This window comes from Acidimicrobiales bacterium (genome assembly GCA_035316325.1).
Lineage (GTDB): Bacteria > Actinomycetota > Acidimicrobiia > Acidimicrobiales > VFJN01 > DASXTK01.
This window is the reverse complement of the sequence record DATHJB010000085.1, coordinates 1-18,196: the sequence shown is the minus strand read 5'-3', so window position 1 is coordinate 18,196 and position 18,196 is coordinate 1. Positions and strand designations below refer to the sequence as shown.

The following is an 18,196-nucleotide window of genomic DNA, read 5'->3' as shown; positions in this document are numbered from 1 at the left end:
TCACCCGGACGCCACCGAACGTTCAACGCCGACGCCTCGGTGTTCACCAGCCGTTGAACCACGGGTCCACCCGGCCAGCACACGCTGCGGCGCCGACGAACCGAAACGGTCGCTCAGCGCACCCTGCTACCCGACGCCCGGGGTCGGGATGTCGCTGGCCGTGAGGGTGGTGAGCTGGTCGTCGGTCGGGTCGTCGATCGCCACCAGGCGGCTCGCCTGGTTGGCCACTGCCGACTCGAACAGGTTGCGCGCCAACCGGCCGTTGCCGAACCCCCGGTCGCGCGGTTGGGCCACCAGCCAGGCCTGCACCGCAGCCCGGGCCGCCTGGTCGAGGCGGTAGCGACCCTCGACGCCGAGCGATTCGACGATCGCCAGCAGCTCGTCGTTGCTGTAGTCGGGGAAGTGGATCGTCCTCGGGAACCTGGACTCCATGCCCGGGTTCGCGTCCACGAGCGTCGCCATCTCCTCGGGGTAACCGGCGAGGATGACGACCACCCGGTCGCGACGGTCCTCGACGAGCTTGACCACGGTGTCGATGGCCTCGCGCCCGAAGTCGTTCTCGCCGCCCCTGGCCAGGCTGTAGGCCTCGTCGATCAGCAGGACGCCCTGATCGGCCTGGTCGAAGGCGTCGACGACCCGCTTGGCGGTCTGACCGACGAACCCCGCCACGAGCCCGGCCCGGTCGGTCTCCACCAGATGGCCCCGCTCGACCACGCCCAGGGTCCAGTAGATCTGGGCCAACAGGCGAGCCACCGTCGTCTTCCCCGTGCCGGGGTTGCCGGTGAAGATCAGGTGGCGGCTCTGATCGGCGACGGGCAGGTCCCGCTCCCGGCGGATCTCCTGGACGCGCAGGAGGTTGGCGACCAGGCGCACCTCGCGCTTGGCCCCTTCCAAGCCGATGAGGGCATCGAGCTCGGCCAGCAGGTCCTCGAGCTCGCGGGCTGGGGGCGGCACAGCGGGCACCGCCGCCGGCTCCGGCCCGGCAGCCGTCGCGGTGCCCCCGGCCTTCGGCGCGTTCCCGATGGTCCGATGCACCATGGCCCGGAACCGATCGATGGCCTCGAGCTCGGACGGGGACGGCAGCAGGTCGACGGACGCCACGACGTAGCCGATCTGGGTGCCGAGCCGGCCGTAGCGGACCGCGCGGTCACCACCGTCACGAGCGTCGGCCGCGACGAGCAGGCCGAGCAACGCCGAGGGCTCGTCGAAGACCGAGCGACGCCCGACCAGCAGACCGGCGTCCCGCAGGTCGGCCGGCGCGGCCTGGCCAAGCTGGGTGGGCATGCGGTGACCGAAGACCGAGATCAGATCCCACAGCTCGTCGTCGCCGTGGCGTTCGTCGGCGTCGACGAACCCGCACGTCAGGTTGTAGGCGTCGACCACGACGTCCGAGCGCAGCCGGCCGACGTCGACGCCGGCGACCTCGGCGGCCAGCTCCTCGATGACGGGCAGGAGGTGGTCGACGAACGCGTCCACCGCCTCGTCGAGCGTCGAGGCCCTGGTCATCCGAGCCATCGCATCACCAGGACCTGCCCGCCACCGGGGTCCTGTCACGTCGGTGTTCGCTCATCGGTCACATCTTCCCGCCCCGGGGTGTCATCGGTACAGACACGTATCCGTCCCGACATCGCAGGGGAAGACCCATGAGTACCGATCCCGCCACCACGATCGCCGCCGACCTGCCCCTGGCCACCGGCACCTGGCCGCTCGACGCCATGCACTCGGGCGTCCACTTCAAGGTCCGCCACATCGGCCTGTCCAACGTGCGCGGCCGGTTCAACCGCTTCGACGCCACGCTCAGCGTCGGCGAGACCCTGGCCGACACCCGGGTCGAGGCCACGATCGAGATGTCCTCGGTCGACACCAACCAACCCGACCGCGACGCCCATCTGCTCGGCACCGACTTCTTCTCCGCCGACCGGCACCCGCTGATGACGTTCCGCTCCACCGGCATCCGGGCCGCGGGTGACGGCGCGCACGCGCTCGACGGCGACCTGACCATCAACGGCGTCACCCGGCCGGTCACCCTCGACGTCGAGTTCAACGGCGTCGAGACGCACCCCGCCGACGGCACGACCCACGCCGGCTTCTCGGCCACCACCGCGGTCGACCGCGACGACTTCGGCATCGACTTCAACGTGCCGCTGGGCATCGACAGGTTCGCCCTCGGCAAGAGGATCGCGGTCGAGCTCGAGCTCCAGTTCGTGGCGCCCGAGGACTGAGCCGCCACCAGGCGCGCCCCGGGGTTCCCGCCCGGGCGCGCGCCCGCCTGGCGTCCCGTCAGGGGGTCGACACCAGGTGGGGGTCGGGTAGCGCGGCCACGACGACGGGGTCGCCCACCGCGACGCGGCCGGGTCGGGCCGTGGTGCCGTAGACGCCGAGGCGGGCCTTGCGGGCACGGGCGATCGTGCGGAAGACGATCGGGTCGCGCGCCGCGGTCGCCGGGTCGATGTTGACGACGACGCAGCGCTGGTCGCGTGCGTCCACGTGGACGAGGGCGTCGCCGATGCGCAGGGTGCAGCCGGTCCAGTCCTCCTCGGGGAAGGCGGCGCCACGGTGGGCGTGGGCGTCGATCAGGAGGTTCGGCCGGAAGCGCCCCACGTCGAGCGGCCGGCCGGCGAGGACCCCCAGGCCGCCGACGGACTGGCTGGTGATCAGCGAGAGGGGCAGCGTGTCGAAGGTCCCGCGGTCGAGCTTCAACGCCCGCACGCCACCACCCAGCTCGGCGGCCAGCGCCGGGTCGGTCACGTCGAGCTCGGCCCCCGTCGGCGTCGTCACCACGACCGGTGACAGGTTCGGCCGCTCCGGGTCACCGAACCGGGGCCGGTAGCGGACCATGTCCGGGCGCTCGCGGATCGTGAGCCAGGGAAACCCGCTCCCCTCGCCGCGCTCCCGGACGAACCCCCAGCGGCGGTCACCGGCCACGCCGTGCCAGGACACCTCCGCGCTCGGCACCGCATCGGGTGCCATCGACTTGACCGGATAGCGCCACACCGCCGCGACCCGCCCGACCTCAGCGCCAACCCGAACGGGTGATCCGCCCATGGCCTGCCTCCTCGAGACAGGGCACCCTTGGTTGACGGACCGGGACCGAGCGTGGCGGGAACACCCGTCGCAGCACCCCTCGGCCCCCACCGATCGTCCCAGCCGCACCCGCCGCTGTCAACGCCCGGGCGATCCTCTCCGCGGCCGGAGGTCGTGGCTGGTGCGGCCCCTCGGCCGTAGCCTGTGCGGGCGGCGGCCGGAGCTCACCGGGGCAGCAGATCGGCGACCATGGAACTTCTCTTGCTGTCCAACTCCATGAACTTCGGCCGGCCGATGTTCTCGCACGCGGCCGACGCGTTCGTCGACGTCGCGGCGGGCGACCGGGTGACGTTCATCCCGTTCGCGCTGGCGGACTGGGACGACTACGCCGCCCGGGCGATCGCCGCCCTGGGCCGCTTCGGCGTCGACGCCACCTCCGCCCACTACGCCGCCGAACCCGACCGGGCGATCCTCGAGGCGGACGTCGTGATGATGGGCGGCGGGAACACGTTCCGGCTGCTCGATTCGCTCTACGGGCTGGGCGTCATCGACGGCCTGGGCGAGCGGGTGCGCAGCGGCGCCACGCGGTACATGGGAGCCTCCGCCGGCACCAACGTCGCCTGCCCCACCATCCGCACCACCAACGACATGCCGATCTGTCGGCCCCCGCTCTTCGACGCGCTCGGTCTCGTGCCGTTCCAGATCAACCTCCACTACGTCGACGCGGACCCCACGTCGACCCACATGGGCGAGACCCGCGAGGAGCGCATCGAGGAGTTCCTGGAGGAGAACCACTGCCCGGTCCTCGCCCTGTACGAGGGGACCTGGCTGCGGGTCAGTGGCGACCACGCGTCCGTGACCGGGCGTGCCCGCCTGTTCCAGCGCGAGGGCTGCGAGGCGTTCGAGGACGGCGTCGACGTGTCACACCTGCTGGACCTGACAGGTGTCTTCGACGGAGGTGCGCGACCACAACGGGGGGTAAGATTGAGAAGTCACGCCACGCCTTAGTGGGGACCTCTCGTTGACCACCGGCCGCCAGCGGCCGCCGCCACCTGGTCGCCTCCTCTGAGCCCGTCTTGAGGAGAGCAGATGTCCATAGCCTCGCTGCCTGCCAGGCCCCCCACGCCCGCCACGACCGACCGCCGCGCCACCGCGGTGGTCTACTGCGAGGCGAACTTCGGTGCCCTCGACGGCAAGACGGCGAACGGGCTCGTCCGGCACTCGGAGCTCTACGAGATCCTGGCGGTGATCGACAGCGAGAAGCAGGGCCTCGACGCCGGCGAGGTGCTCGACGACGCACCCAACGGGGTGCCCGTGTGTCGCGACCTGCCCGACGCCCTGGCCCAGGCGGGGGTCGTGCCGGACTGGTTCATCTTCGGGATGGCGCCGTCGAGCGGCATGCTGTCGGCGCGTGAGCGGGGTGTCGTCCTCGACGCCATCGGACGCGGGATGCACATCGTCAACGGCCTGCACGAGTTCCTGAACGACGACCCGGAGTTCGTGGCGGCCAGCGCGCTGCACGAGGTCGAGATCCGCGACGTCCGCCGCCCGCGGGCCAAGAAGGACCTGCGGATGTTCAGCGGACGCATCGAGGAGGTGACCTGCCCGCGCATCGCCGTGCTCGGCACGGACGGGGCGATCGGCAAGCGCACCACGGCCACGATCCTGACGCGCGCCCTCAACGATCGCGGCGTCAGGGCGGTCATGATCGGCACCGGCCAGACCGGCCTGATCCAGGGCGCCCGCTACGGCATCGCGCTCGACGCCATCCCCTCGCAGTTCTGCTCCGGCGAGATGGAAGCCACCGTCGTCGAGGCGTTCGAGGGCGAGGACCCCGACGTGATCATCGTCGAGGGCCAGGGCGCGCTGAGCCATCCCGCCTACCTGACCTCCACGTTCATCCTGCGCGGCAGCCGGCCTCAGGGCGTCGTCCTGCAGCACGCGCCCGGCCGCACGCACCTCGGCGACTTCGGCAAGGTGCCCATGCCGACGCCGGCGAGCGAGATCAACCTCATCGAGACGTTCGCCGACACCAAGGTCATCGGCCTGACGATCAACCACGAGAACATGACCGACGCCGAGGTCACCGCCGCCATCGCGATGTACGAGATCGAGCTGGGCGTGCCCGCCACCGATGCGCTGACCCGCTCGCCGGACCGGCTGGTGGAGATGGTCGTCGCCGCCTTCCCGGCGCTGCAGGAGAAGCTCGCCGCCGTCGCCCGATGAAGGCTCCGCGGCTGGAGATCGACCTCCTCAAGCTCCACCACAACGCCCGCACCCTGGTGGAGCGGCTGTCGCCGCGGGGGATCTCGGTCACCGGCATCACCAAGGCGACGCTCGGGTCTCCCGACGTCGCCGGGGCCATGCTGCGAGCCGGCGTGCGCTCGCTCGGCGACTCGCGCATCGAGAACATCGAGCGGCTGCGCGGCGCCGGGGTGACGGCGCCGCTGATCCTCGTCCGCTCGCCGATGCTCAGCCAGGTCGACCGGGTTGTCGCCTCGGCGACCGTGAGCTTCAACACCGAGCTCGACGTGATCACGGCGCTGGCCGCGGCCGCCGAGGCCACGGGACGCACCCACCGCGTGGTGCTCATGGTGGAGCTCGGCGACCTGCGCGAGGGCATCCTGCCCGGCGACCTCATGGGCATGGTGCGCGACGTGCAGCGGCTGCCCGCCGTTGTCCTCGCCGGCATCGGCACCAACCTGGCCTGCCAGAGCGGGGTGTCACCCGACGCGGCGAACATGGGCGAGCTGTCGGCGCTCGCCGGCTCGATAGAGGACCGGTTCGGCCTGACGATCGACACGGTGTCCGGCGGCAACTCCGGCAACCTGGACTGGGCGCTCGGTGACGCCGTCGTGCCCGGCCGCGTCAACGACCTGCGCCTGGGCGAGTCGATCCTGCTGGGTTGCGAGCCGCTGCACCGCCGCCCGATCGAGGGGCTGCACACGGACGCCGTCACCCTGGTGGCCGAGGTGATCGAGTCGAAGCGCAAGCCGTCGCAGCCGCGAGGCGAGATCGGCGAGACGGCGTTCGGTGCCGCGGTGCCGACGAGGGACCGGGGGGATCGCGTGCGCACGATCGTGGCCGTGGGGCACCAGGACGTCGACCCGTCCGGACTGCTGGCACCCGCCGGCATCGAGGTGCTCGGCGCCAGCAGCGACCACCTGATCCTCGACGCCGGGCGCGACCGCCTGCCCAGCGGCGCCGAGGTGTCGTTCCGGCTCAACTACAGCGCGCTGGTCAGGGCCATGACCTCGCCCTTCGTGGGCAAGGTCGTGACCGTGGCCGACGAGGGTGCTCAGGCGAGCATGTCGCGGACGAGGGGTGCGACCCGGGTGCCGTAGAGCTCGATGTTGGTCATGAGCTTCGGGTGGGAGAGCCCGCCCATGCCGTACTTGAGGTCGAAGCGCGTGGCGTCGAGCGCCTTGAGGGTGTCGGCGATCTTGCGGGCCACGGTCTCGGGGGAACCGACGTGCAGGGCGCCGTCGGGCCCGACCTCGTGGTCGAACGACGCTCGGGTCGGCACCCGGAAGCCGCGCTCCGCGGCGACGCTGGAGAGGATCTCCAGGTAGAAGGGCCAGAACTCCTCGCGGGCCTGCTCGTCGGTGGCGGCGACGTGGCCGGGGCAGTGCACCCCGACCGGCTGCTCCGGGAACCCGAACCTGGCGAGCGCTTCGCGGAACAGGCCGGCGAAGGGGGCGAACCGCTGCGGGGAGCCGCCGATGATCGCCAGCATGAGCGAGAACCCGTAGCGGGCGGCACGTACGACGGACTCCGGGTTGCCGCCGACGCCGATCCAGGTCGACAGCGATCCCGACTCGGTGTGGGGATAGACCTCCAGGCCGTCGAGCGCAGGGCGCGTGCTGCCGCTCCAGGTCACCGGTCCCTCCTTGCGCAGCTCGGCGAAGAGGTTGACCTTCTCCTCGAAGAGCTCCTCGTAGTCGCGCAGGTCGTAGCCGAACAGCGGGAACGACTCGGTGCTCGACCCGCGGCCGAGGATCACCTCGGCCCGGCCGTTCGAGAGCGCGTCGAGGGTGGCGTAGCGCTGGAACACCCGCACCGGGTCGTCGGAGCTGATCACGGTGACGGCCGACCCGAGCCGGATGCGGGAGGTGCGTGAGGCGATCGCCGCCAGCACGACGTCGCCGGCGGAGAGGGGGAAGATCTCGGTGTGGTGCTCGCCGATGCCGAAGTAGTCGACCCCCACCTGGTCGGCCAGGACTCCCTGGTCCACGAGGTTGCGGATCGTCTGGGCCTGCGTCAGCGGCCGGCCCTCGTCGTCGCTGGTGAGGTCGCCGAACGTGTCCAGACCGAGCGTCAGGCCGTTCGCCGGCGGCGTGGTGTCCATGAGGTGCTCCTCAATCGGCTGGCCGGGCGGGCCAGGTGGTCATCCGCTCGTTCACCCGACGAGCGTTCACGAGAGCGATTCGTCGAGCTCGCCGAGGGCGTCGGTGAGCTGGAGGTTCGCCGAGTAGTCGACCGGGCAGGCGATCACCGAGACGGTGTCGTCGGCGAGCGCCCGGCGGAGGGTCGGCAGCAGGTCGCCGGGTGTGTCGATGCGGTAGCCGCGCGCGCCGAAGCTCTCGGCGTAGGCGACGAAGTCCGGGTTGCCGAACGCCGTGTCGACGCTGTGCCCGAGCTCGAGGTCCATCTTCCACCGGATCAGCCCGTACTCGTCGTCGACCCAGATCAGCACGACGATCGGGATCCGCTCCCGCAGCGCGGTCTCGATCTCCTGGGAGTTCATCATGAACGCCCCGTCCCCGGTGGCGACGAGCACGTGGGCGTCGGGGCGGGCGATCTTGGCGCCGATCGCCCCCGGCAGCGTCCACGCCATCGTCGACAGACCGTTCGAGATCAGGCACGTGTTCGGCGCGTAGGTCGGGTAGAGCCGCGCCATCCACATCTTCAGGGCGCCCGTGTCGACGAGGACGATGTCCTCCCGCCCGAGCGCCTCCCGCGTGTCGGCCACGATCCGCGCCGGCGCCAGGGGGAACCGGTCGTCGTGTCGTCCGCGCTCGAGCTCGCCGGCGAGCTTCGCCCGGATCCGCTGGTCGCTGACGTCGGGGTCGAAGCGCCGATCGACCGCGGCGGCCAGCGCGTCCAGCGTGCGGCCGATGTCCGACTGCAGGCCGACCTCGATCTCGTAGTGGAGGTCGACCTCGGCGGGGAACCGATGGATGTGGACGATCCTCTTGTCGCTGTTCGGGTTGATCCGAACGGGGTCGAACTCCTGCAGCTCGTAGCCCACGGCGACGACGGCGTCGGCTTCGTCGAACCCGAAGTTCACGTAGTCGTGGCGCATGAAGCCGACTGCGCCGAGGGCCTGCGGGTGGTCGTCCGGGAAGACCCCCTTGCCGTGGAACGTGGTGGCCACGGGTAGGCCGAGCGTCTCGGCGAAGCGGCGCAGGGCGTCGCTCGCGCCGGCACGCGCCGCGCCGTGGCCCGCCAGCACGATGGGGTTCCGAGCGGTGCGCAGGACGTCGGCCGCGCGGCGCAGCTGGTCCGCCGACGGCTCGTCCGGGCGAGGGGTGTTCACCACGAGCGGCCGGGCGCCCGGCGGCGCCGCGGCCTTCTCGACGTCCTCGGGCACCGCCAGGTAGACGGCGCCGGGGCGCTCGGTCTGCGCCAGCTTGAACGCCTTGCGCAGCATCTCGGGCACCGCCTCCGGTGTCGCGACCAGCTCCGACCACTTGGTCACGGGCGCGAACATCGACACGAGGTCGACGCCCTGGTGGGACTCCTTGAACTTCCGGTCCATCCCCACCTGCGCCGACAGCGCCACGACCGGCGTGGAGTTGGTGGTCGCGTCGGCCACCCCGAGGAGCAGGTTGATGGCGCCGGGGCCGAGCGTCGCCGAGCACACGCCGGCCTTGCCGGTGAGGCGGCCGTAGACCTCGGCCATGAACGACGCCGCCTGCTCGTGGCGCACGAGGACGTAGCGGATCGACGACGCCGACAGCGCCTCGACGAGGTGGATGTTCTCCTCGCCCGGGATGCCGAAGACGTGGGTGACGCCCTCGTTCTCCAGGCACCGCACGATCAGGCGCGCGACGCCCCCTGCGGGCTCACCGTTCGTCGTCACTTCGCACCTCTCACTCGCTGGCCGTCGTTCGGTCCTCGTCGGGGGCCGTGGGGGCCGTTGACCACGATGGCGTGCACGTTCACGAACTCGAGCAGGCCGTGCCGGAACAGCTCCCGGCCGTAGCCCGACTCCTTGGTGCCGCCGAACGGCAGGCGGGGATCGGAGATAGTCATCCCGTTGACCGCCGTGTGGCCGGCCTCGAGTCGCAGCGCGAGGACCTCGCCGCGGTCGAGGTCCGACGTCCAGACCGCGCTGCCCAGGCCGTAGTCGGTCTGGTTGGCGAGCCCCAATGCGTGCTCCGCATCCCGTGCCCGCAGGATCGGCACGGCCGGGCCGAAGACCTCCTCCTCGAGCACCGGCATCCCCGGCTCGACCTCGTCGAGCACGGTCGGCAGGTAGAAGAAGCCGGGCCGGTCGGGGACCTCGCCACCGATGAGGACGCGGGCGCCCTGGCGCTCCGACTCGCGCACCTGGCGCTCCACCGCGTCGCGCAGGTCGGCCCGGGCGAGCGGCCCGACCGTCACGCCGGGATCGGACGGATCCCCGACCCGCAGCTCACGGACGTGGCCCAGGAGCTCGTCGGTGAACGCGTCGGCGATCGCCTCCTCGACGATGATCCGCTTCGCGGCGATGCACGACTGGCCGGCGTTCTGGAAGCGGCTGCGCGCGGCCCAGGCCGCGGCGCTCTCCAGGTCGGCATCGGCGAGCACGACGAACGGGTCGCTGCCCCCGAGCTCCAGGACGCACTTCTTCAGGGCCTGGCCGGCCCGAGCCGCCACCGCCCGCCCAGCACGCGTCGAGCCGGTGAACGTGACGCCGGCGATGCGACGGTCGGCGATCAGCCCGGACGCCACCTCGTCGGTCCGCTCGGCGCTCACCACGACCACCGAGAACAGGCCGTCGGGCAGCCCTGCGCGCTGCGCCGCACCGGCCAGGGCGAGCGCGCACCCGGTCGTCGACGGCGCGTGCTTGAGGACCACCCCGTTGCCGGCGGCGAGTGCCGGGGCGAGGGCACGCACCACCTGCCAGTACGGGAAGTTCCACGGCATGATCGCCAGGACGACGCCGAGCGGGTGGTGCGCCAGCCGGGTGCGCCGCGCCCCGGTGCTCACCTCCTCCGGGCGCAGCAGGTCAGGCGCGTGGTCGGCGAACCAGTCACAGGCCACCGCGCACTTCTCGACCTCGGCCCGGCTCTCGGCCAGGGGCTTCCCCATCTCCCGGGTCGCCAGCGCCGCGAGCGCGCCCGCGTCCGACCGCAAGGCGACGGCCAGGGCCCGCAGCGACCCGGCCCGCCCCTCCGGTGGGACCGCCGCCCACCGGACCGCAGCCTCGCGGGCGCGGTCGAGCAGCACCGAGACCCCGGCCGCGCTCGTCTCCTCGTGGGTCGCGATGGGCTGGCCCGTCGCCGGATCGATCGTCGTGATGGTCATGCCGAAGGGTTCTCGACGCTACCGGGACGCCGGCGGGTCCTGGGTGCCTGCCCCGACGGGCCGGCCTCCGAGCAGGAGGTCGACGGTGATGTTGCCGCGGGTGGCGTTGGAGTACGGGCACACCTGGTGCGCTGCACGGACGAGCTCGGCGGCCGTCTCGCGGTCGTCGACCGACGGCAGCGCCACGTCGAGGGTCACCGAGAGCTCGAAGGCGCCGTCACCGGTCGGGAACAGGCTGACCGCCGAGTCGATCGTGGCGTCACCGGCATCCAGGCGACGACGCCGGGCGACGGTGGCGAGAGCGCCTTCGAAGCACGCCGCGTACCCGACGGCGAACAGCTCCTCCGGGTTCGTCCCACCGCCTTGTCCGCCCATCTCCTCGGGGACGCGGAGGTCCACCTCCAGCTGGCCGTCGCTGCTGCGACCGTGACCGTTCACGCGCCCGCCGGTCACACGGGCATGCGCCGTGTAGAGGACCTTCGTCATCGATGTTTCCTTTCCTTGGGGTCAGAGCAGCCGCTCGCACGGCGCACGAGCGCACGGGCTCGGGCCGTCGGGCGGAGGGCGAGGTTCCGCCGCGCGAGCCGGAGCGCTCGAGCGGGATCGCCGCCGACCGTGAGCCAGAACTCGGCGGCATGGTCGGCGAACGCCTCCGGGTGACGACCGAGCAGGTCGTCGTAGCGGGCCTGCGCGCGGTCACGCCACGCCTGCGCCTCGTCGGTCCGGCCGACGTCGCCGAGGATGCGGGCGAGCTGCGTGGCGTAGTCGGGATCGTCGGAGGCGAGCGCCAGGGGCCGCAGCCGGGCGATGGCCGTCGCCGTCTCCCCGAGGGCGGCCTCGATCTCGGCCAGGTGGCCCTGTGCCGGGACGTAGGCCGGGAGCCGGCGGACCGCGGCTTCGCACCAGTCCCGGGCGCGGCCGAGGTCGTCATGGTCGATCCACAGCCGGCCGCGCTGGAGCTCCAGCATCGCCAGCGGGAACGGCGAGGTGCCGCGGTAGGAGTGCGTGGCCGCCCCGAACCAGTGCTCGGCCTCGTCCATCTCCCCGCGCTCGCCGTGGACCCCGGCGAGCGCGGCCAGCGGGCCGAAGTCGGCCCGGCCGTCGACGGCCGGTCGAAGGATCGCCAGCGCATCGTCGTAGCGCCCGAGCGCCTGGTAGATCCCGGCGCGCTCCGCGTCGATCTCGGCGCGGTCGCCCCCGAAGGCGGCCGCCGTGTCGAGGTCGGTCAGGGCCGACGTGAACCGGTGGAAGACGCCGCTCGTCCTGGCCCGGGCCACGAAGGACCGGGCGTCGATGGGGACCCGGGCGACGAGCTCGTCCGCGTACGCCACGGCCAGCTCGACGTCGGCGACGCGGCCCAGCACGTGGCCCCGCAAGGCGATCAGCTCGATCAGCTCGATGCGGTCGTCGACGGTGGGCGGTCCCGCTGCTGCTCGTGCGACCTGACCCTCGATCCGCGCCTCGAGGTTCCGGACGGCGATGACCCCCGCCGTCGTCACCGGCCCCGGCCCGGGCCGCACGGCCGGCTCAGCGGGCTGCAGCACCGAACGCGGCTTCCAGGAAGGCGAGCTGGTCGGCCAGCTTGGAGGGGACCAGGACCCGGCCGGCCTCGGCGGCGTCGAGGTTCGGCGGTGCCAGGTACGGAAACGTGTCCGACGCTCGCACCGTCGCCTGGTCGACACCGTCGCTGATGTGCGGGCCGTCGCCGCCGGTGACGACGAACGTGAGGTTCGCGTCGACCGCGTCGCCGTTGAGGGACCGCCCGCCCGAGGTCTCGTGGGCGCGGCCCCGGAGCAGCGCCTGCTCGATCTCCAGGTAGCTGTCCTCGCGGTACGGCTTGGCGACGTCCACGACCTGGTAGTCCCCGAGGTACAGCTCGGTCAGCGGGTGGGCCCCGTCCGGCTGCACGGGCCAGTCGACCTTGCCGTCGATGCCGTCGAGGACCGCCAGGTTGGCGTGCAGGCGGGCGCGGTAGGCGCCGAGGTAGTTGGGCGCCAGGTCGAACGGGTCCTCCTGGTTGTAGAGCTCACGGAGGTCGAGGTCCTGGTTGACGGTGTCGACGCCGTACTCGCCGAGCAGCTGGTTCTTCACGAAGACCCGGCCGAACCGCTCCAGCCGTGTCGGGAAGGCGCCCATCGTGACGGTCTCCGAGGCGACGGCGAACAGCGTTCCCGGCGCTCCCCCGAGCATCGTGGCGACGTCGAGCTCGACGACGATGCCCAGGACGTCCCATCCGGCGGCCGAGTTGGTGCCCTCCGCCTGGAAGGCGACGCTCCTGGTGCCGAGCGTCCTGATGTACCCGACGCCGTCGATGAAGAGGGGGTCCATGCGCAGCCCGGCGAAGACGCGCGCGCCGGGCACCGATGCGGCCTGCTCGTCGTCGACGCGGAAGGCGACGGTGGCACCGTTCGGGAGCGTGCACGTGCCCTCCTGCACCGGCAGCCCGGCGTCGTCCGACGTCACCGGCGCCGTGAACGTGCAGGTGACGTCGTACTCGTCGGTGCCGACCTCGAAGCGCGGAGCGAGTCCGCCGGCCGGGACGGTCACGGGTCGGATGCGGAACCGGTAGCTGGCGGCGTCCGAGAACAGCGCTCCCGGCCGGGCGTTGGGGAAGACGGTCATGACCAGCACCAGCCGCCCCGGCTGGGACGGGCTGGGGAAGGCGTACATGTCGGCGAGGTCGATGGCCGGCTCGGCGACCGCCCGGGGGCTGGAGTTGTGGTCGGTCATGGTGGCTGTCCCCTTCACGGCTCGTCTTACCGGACTTCGTCCATGGGTGCAGCGGACCACAGCGGGGGGAACCAGACCTCAGTAGTCACTACTGGACTCTGGCCCCGGGGACCGACGGGGATCCTGATCACGGGCGGTACGGTTCGGGGGTGGACACGTGGCCACTGGTCGGCCGGAGTGACGAGCTCGCCCGGTTGACCGGCGCCGTGGAGGCGCAGCAGGGGGCGGTGATCACCGGGCCAGCCGGGGTGGGCAAGACGACGCTGGCCACCGCGGCCCTGCAGTTGGCCGAGGAGCGGGGCATGGCGCTGGCCCGCACGACCGCCACCCGGGCGTCGCGGGGGTTGCCGTTCGGGGCGTTCGCATCGCTGCTACCGCCGGATGCCGCCGACGACCGTCTTGCCCGGGGCGAACACGGTGACCTGCTGCGACGCTACGTCCAGGCGGTGGTGGACGGGGCCGGAGGGCGCCCGCTGGTGGTGTTCGTCGACGACGCCCACCACCTCGACGCCGGGTCGGCCACCCTGGTCCACCAGCTGGCCCTGACCCGGGCAGCGACCGTGGTCGCCACCGTGCGGTCGGGGGAGGCCGTGCCCGACGCGGTGGTGGCGCTGTGGAAGGACGGCCCGGCCGAACGCATCGAGGTCGACGTCCTGGACGGCAGGGCGATCGACGAACTGCTGGCCAGGGTGCTCGGCGGACCGGTGGAGCCGGCGTCGCGGCGTCAGCTGGCCGACCACTGCCAGGGCAACCCGCTGTTCCTGCGGGAGCTGGTGACCGGGGCGCTCGAGACCGGGGCGCTCGTCGAGGAGGTGGTCGGGATCTGGCGCCTGCGGGGCGCCCTGCAACCCACGAGCCGCCTCGTCGAGCTGGTGGCGCTGCGGTTGGGCGACCTGACCGACCCCGAGCGCACCGTGCTGGAGCTGCTCACCCTGGGCGAGCCGCTCGACCAGGCGACCCTGACCCGGCTGACCGACCCGGCCGCCGTCGAGACCCTCGAGCGCCGGGGGCTGATCACCAGCCGTGTCGACGGCCGCCGGGTCCAGGTCTGGCTGGCCCATCCCGTCTACGGCGACGTGGTGAGCGTCGGCATCAGCGCCCTGCGCCAACGGGACCTCGCCCGCGCCCGGGCCGAGGTGGTCGAGGCGACCGGAGCACGACGCCGGGAGGACACGCTGCTGGTGGCGTCGTGGCGCCTCGTCGGCGGCGGCGGTAGCGCCGAGCTCCTCCTGTCCGGGGCGTGCGCGGCGCGGGCCCGCCACGACCACGCCCTCACCGAACGGCTGGCCCGTGCCGCCATCGACGACGGCGCCGGCTTCGACGCCCGCTTCCTGGCCGCCGAGGCCGCCAACGTCGAAGGCCGTCACGACCAGGCCGAACACGAGCTGGCCGCCCTCGCGACACAGGCCACCACCGACGCCGACCAGGCCCGGGTCGCCCTCCTCCGCTTCGACAACACCTACCTCCTCGAGGGCCGCGCCGAGTTCCGGCTCATCGAGGACGCGCTCGACGCCGTCACCGATCCGTTCTGGCACGACGAGCTGCTGAGCCGACGCTTCTTCGTCATGAGCATGACCAGCGGGCCGCGGGCCACGGTGGAGGCCGCGGCGTCGTTGCTCCAGCGCCCACCGTCAGCGACGCTCGGCGCCGCGCACCTGATGGTCGGCTACAGCCTGACCCGACTCGGCCGCCTCGACGACGCCAGCCGGCTGCTCACCACGCCCGACGACAGCGGAGCGACGCCCGCGTCCGACGAACCTTGGGACCAGTGGGCCCTGTACGTCGGCCGTCTCCGTCCGCAGATCTACGCCGGCCGTCTCGTCGAGGCCGAAGCGCTCCTCACCCGGGCCTACGACCAGCTCGTCGACCAGCCGGCGACCGAGGCGAGGGCCTTCGTCGCCGTGGACCTCGCGCTCGTGCACCTCGAGCAGGGCCGCCCGGTGAGCGCCTTTCGCCGGGCCGCCGAGGCCTACACGCTCTTCGAGCAGCTCGGGCGCACCTACGCCGCCCGGTGGCCCTACGTCGCCGCCGCGCAGGCGCTGGCGCTGACCGGTCAGCCCGACCGGGCGGCCGAGACGCTCGACGCGCTCGACGCCCTCGGCCTGCCGCCCTTCCTGATGACCCAGACCGAGCTGCTCCAGGCCCGGGCCTGGACCGCGGCCGCGGCCGGCGACCTGCCCGCCGCCCGCGACCGGCTCGAAGCCGCGGCCGAGGTGGGCGAGGAGATCGGCGACCTCATCGGCGCCACCAGCGCCCTGCACGGACTGGCCCGCCTCGGCCGGGCCCGCCAGGTGGCCGCCCGCCTGGCCGCGCTGGCCAACGAGGTCGACGGCGACCTGGTCGCCACCCGCGCCGCCTACGCCGGCGCCATCGCCGCCCGCGACCGCGAGGCCCTCGCCAAGGTCGCCCAGGACTTCGAGGACCTCGGCGCGATGCTCTACGCCGCCGAGGCCCGGGCCGACACCGCCGTCCTCCTCCGCAACGCCGGCGAGGCCCGGAAGGGCGCCGCCGCCGGGCAGCACGCGGCGCGCCTCCTGGCCCGGTGCGAAGGCGCCGCCACGCCCCCCGTGGAGACCATCACCGCCCGGGTGCACCTCACACCCGGCGAGCTCGACTCCGCGCTCCAGGCCGCGGCGGGGCGTACCAACAAACAGATCGCCGGCGACCTGCACCTCTCGGTCCGCACGATCGAGAGCCACCTCCAGCGGGCCTACGAGAAGCTCGGGATCACCGGCCGCCACGAGCTGGCCGAGGCCCTCCGCAACCAACCCACCTCCTGAGCGGGTCAGTAGTCCCCGACTGAAGTCCGGTAGGGACTACGGAGGACCGACCCACGTCCGCCGTGGTCGGCTCGATCCATGAACACACCGATCACCATCACCGAAAATCCGAACGAGCTGACCATCGAGAACTCGGTGCTGCTGCTCATCGATCACCAGCCTGCGGTGGCCGTGAACGTGCACTCCATCGATCACGGCCTCCTCACCAACAACGTCGCGGCTCTCAGCGCTGTCGCCAAGGGATTCGGCGTGCCGACGGTGCTCACCACGGTCGGCGCCCAGGGGAGCGTGCTCGTCGACCCCATCTTCAAGGAGATCAGCGAGGCCTTCCCCGAGGTCACGCCGATCGACCGCCCGTCGTCGCACGCCTGGTCGCACCCGGAGGTGCGTCGTCAGGTCGAGGCGACGGGTCGCAGGAAGCTGGTCATGGCCGGCCTCGTGACCGAGGTGTGCCTCGCCCAGTCGGTGCTCGCCGCCCGCAAGGACGGCTACGACGTCTACTTCGTCAGCGACTGCTCGGGCGGCGTGACGAAGGAAGCGCACGACGACGCCAAGGTCCGCATGACCATGGCCGGGGCCCAGCCGCTCAACTGGATGGCCCTCACCGGTGAGTGGGCCCCGTACTGGGCGTCGCCGGAACGGGCGCTGATCAGCACCATCGCCTCGCAGCGCGGCGACAGCACCTCCGCCCTGGTGAACGACTGGATCATGGCCCAGATCACCGCCGGCGTCGTCTCCCTCCCCGACTCCCTCGCCGAGTCGGTTCGGGCCGGAGCCTGACCGCCCGGGCCGCGATGGCACCGAGCGTTCCCTCCCCCGAACGCTCGACGGCCCCGGCTCGCCCGGCGCAGGCGCGGCGAGCCGGGGCCGACGTCGTTGCGTCAGCGGGCGGCGTGGCCGATGTGGTGACCGAGCCGGAGCTCGAAGTCGCCTTCCGCCTGGAGGCCCTGCTCCATCAGCCTGCCGATGAGCGCCTGCGTCTCGGGCCAGGAGGTCGTGCCGACGAACGACTGGTTGGAGGCCCAGCGGTCCGCTTCCGACGGCACGCCGGCGCGGGCGTTGACGAGGTTCTTGGCGAGCTCGAGCGCTCGCTTCTCGAAGCTGGCGACGCGGCGGGCGAAGTCGTCGACGAAGGCGTCGAGCTCGACATCGGGGATCGAACGGTTCACCCAGCCGTAGCGCTCCGCGGTGTCGGCGTCGAAGTCGTCGGCGCCGCAGATGATCTCCAACGCACGCGAACGGCCCGCCAGAGCGGACAACCACTCGATCGCGCCGCCGCCGGGGACGACGGCCGAGCCGACCTCGACCTGCGCCAGGACGGCCTTCTCCCTCGACGCGAAGCGCATGTCACAGGCGAGCGCCAGCTCGGAGCCGTGGGCCCGCGCCCGGCCGCGCAGCTTGGCGACGCTGACCACGTGCGACTGCGCCAGCCGGGTGACGAACCTCGGCCACGCGCTGAACTCGGCGGCTCCGGGCTGGTCCGGCACCACCTCACCGCGCGCCAGGTCGTAGTGGGCGATGAAGTAGTCCGGGTTCGCGCTCTCGAAGACGACGACCTTCAGCTCCGCAGCCGCGTCGATCGTGTCCATGAGGACGTTGAGCTCGGCGAACATCTCCGGGTCGTAGAGGTTGATCGGCGGATTGTCGATGACCACGCGCCAATAGGCGGGCGTGACCTCGGAGACCGTCAAGCGGTTCGTCGTGGGCATCGCTCTCGCTCCTGTGCTGTTCACTTCTCGAGGCCGTGGGTGAAGTCGATAGGCGTGATCACGTCGTCCGGGGTGAGGTCGTCGATGGAGGCCCGGCCGAGGGCGAGCAGGGTCGAGTCGATGCCGCCGCGCAGCACCTCGAAGACGTTGTTCACGCCCACCGAGCCGTTGGCGGCGAGGCCCCACAGGTAGGCGCGGCCGATCATGACGGCCTTGGCGCCCAGGGCGAGGGCCTTGACGACGTCGCTGCCGCGCCGGATCCCACCGTCGAGCAGGACCTCGATCTGGCCACCGACGGCGGCGGCGACGGCGGGGAGCACCCGGATCGGGGCCGGAGTGCCGTCGAGGTTGTTGCCGCCGTGGTTCGACACCGAGATGGCGGTGGCGCCGATGTCGACCGCGCGCCGGGCGTCGTCGGGGCGCATGATGCCCTTCACG

The 18,196-nt window shown here is 72.4% G+C and carries 16 protein-coding genes and 1 riboswitch; of the genes, 6 read left to right on the top strand and 10 right to left on the bottom strand.

The window, feature by feature from the left end; all coding sequences use genetic code 11:
- Positions 1-126 precede the first annotated feature (126 nt).
- Positions 127-1,506 (bottom strand): AAA family ATPase, encoded by a 1,380-nt coding sequence (locus tag VK611_12190; GenBank protein ID HMG42086.1) that lies wholly within the window; start codon positions 1,504-1,506, stop codon positions 127-129.
- A 137-nt stretch (positions 1,507-1,643) separates the two neighbouring features.
- Here VK611_12190 and VK611_12185 point away from each other — a divergent pair, with 137 nt between their 5' ends.
- A complete protein-coding gene (locus tag VK611_12185; GenBank protein ID HMG42085.1) occupies positions 1,644-2,222 on the top strand; it encodes a YceI family protein in 579 nt (192 codons plus the stop codon).
- Positions 2,223-2,280: 58 nt separating this feature from the next.
- Here VK611_12185 and VK611_12180 read toward each other — a convergent pair whose 3' ends face one another.
- Positions 2,281-3,045 carry an MOSC N-terminal beta barrel domain-containing protein gene (locus VK611_12180; GenBank protein HMG42084.1) on the bottom strand — a complete coding sequence of 255 codons (765 nt, stop codon included), beginning with the start codon at positions 3,043-3,045 and terminating at the stop codon, positions 2,281-2,283.
- Between the two features lie 12 nt (positions 3,046-3,057).
- Positions 3,058-3,132, bottom strand: a riboswitch (S-adenosyl-L-homocysteine riboswitch).
- 141 nt (positions 3,133-3,273) lie between these two features.
- On the opposite strand from VK611_12180, the gene pepE reads away from it, so the two are divergent.
- From pepE to VK611_12165, 3 genes are all read left to right on the top strand, one after another.
- Positions 3,274-4,032, top strand: coding sequence for a dipeptidase PepE (pepE, locus tag VK611_12175; protein HMG42083.1), 759 nt, complete (start codon positions 3,274-3,276; stop codon positions 4,030-4,032).
- 81 nt (positions 4,033-4,113) lie between these two features.
- Entirely contained in the window at positions 4,114-5,250 is a 1,137-nt protein-coding gene (locus VK611_12170; GenBank protein HMG42082.1) for a DUF1611 domain-containing protein, read from the top strand.
- Positions 5,247-6,368, top strand: a complete 1,122-nt coding sequence (locus VK611_12165; protein ID HMG42081.1) for an alanine/ornithine racemase family PLP-dependent enzyme — start codon at positions 5,247-5,249, stop codon at positions 6,366-6,368. The genes VK611_12170 and VK611_12165 overlap by 4 nt, the downstream gene beginning before the upstream one ends.
- On the opposite strand, the gene VK611_12160 is transcribed toward VK611_12165, so the two are convergent.
- From VK611_12160 to VK611_12135, 6 genes are all read right to left on the bottom strand, one after another.
- A complete protein-coding gene (locus VK611_12160; protein HMG42080.1) occupies positions 6,323-7,372 on the bottom strand; it encodes an LLM class flavin-dependent oxidoreductase in 1,050 nt (349 codons plus the stop codon). The two genes, VK611_12165 and VK611_12160, sit on opposite strands and share 46 nt — an antisense overlap.
- A gap of 66 nt (positions 7,373-7,438) precedes the next feature.
- The gene (locus tag VK611_12155) at positions 7,439-9,109 is read right to left on the bottom strand and encodes an acetolactate synthase large subunit (protein ID HMG42079.1); all 1,671 of its coding nucleotides are present in this window, start codon (positions 9,107-9,109) and stop codon (positions 7,439-7,441) included.
- Positions 9,106-10,539: an aldehyde dehydrogenase family protein gene (locus VK611_12150; GenBank protein HMG42078.1), complete on the bottom strand. Its 1,434-nt coding sequence runs from the start codon at positions 10,537-10,539 to the stop codon at positions 9,106-9,108. The genes VK611_12155 and VK611_12150 overlap by 4 nt, the downstream gene beginning before the upstream one ends.
- An 18-nt stretch (positions 10,540-10,557) precedes the next feature.
- Positions 10,558-11,025 (bottom strand): organic hydroperoxide resistance protein, encoded by a 468-nt coding sequence (locus VK611_12145; protein ID HMG42077.1) that lies wholly within the window; start codon positions 11,023-11,025, stop codon positions 10,558-10,560.
- Positions 11,022-12,083, bottom strand: coding sequence for a tetratricopeptide repeat protein (locus VK611_12140; GenBank protein HMG42076.1), 1,062 nt, complete (start codon positions 12,081-12,083; stop codon positions 11,022-11,024). Before VK611_12140 ends, VK611_12145 begins: the two co-directional genes overlap by 4 nt.
- On the bottom strand, positions 12,067-13,269 hold the full coding sequence (locus tag VK611_12135) for a DUF4331 family protein (protein HMG42075.1): 1,203 nt from the start codon (positions 13,267-13,269) through the stop codon (positions 12,067-12,069). Before VK611_12135 ends, VK611_12140 begins: the two co-directional genes overlap by 17 nt.
- Positions 13,270-13,418: 149 nt before the next feature.
- Here VK611_12135 and VK611_12130 point away from each other — a divergent pair, with 149 nt between their 5' ends.
- Together VK611_12130 and VK611_12125 are read left to right on the top strand one after the other, a co-directional pair.
- On the top strand, positions 13,419-16,049 hold the full coding sequence (locus VK611_12130; protein HMG42074.1) for an AAA family ATPase: 2,631 nt from the start codon (positions 13,419-13,421) through the stop codon (positions 16,047-16,049).
- Between the two features lie 78 nt (positions 16,050-16,127).
- A complete protein-coding gene (locus tag VK611_12125) occupies positions 16,128-16,829 on the top strand; it encodes an isochorismatase family protein (protein ID HMG42073.1) in 702 nt (233 codons plus the stop codon).
- A gap of 101 nt (positions 16,830-16,930) precedes the next feature.
- Here VK611_12125 and VK611_12120 read toward each other — a convergent pair whose 3' ends face one another.
- Both VK611_12120 and VK611_12115 read right to left on the bottom strand, forming a co-directional pair.
- The gene (locus VK611_12120) at positions 16,931-17,758 is read right to left on the bottom strand and encodes an enoyl-CoA hydratase/isomerase family protein (protein HMG42072.1); all 828 of its coding nucleotides are present in this window, start codon (positions 17,756-17,758) and stop codon (positions 16,931-16,933) included.
- Between the two features lie 20 nt (positions 17,759-17,778).
- On the bottom strand, positions 17,779-18,196 hold a 418-nt coding region (locus VK611_12115; GenBank protein HMG42071.1), incomplete at its 5' end, for an alpha-hydroxy acid oxidase.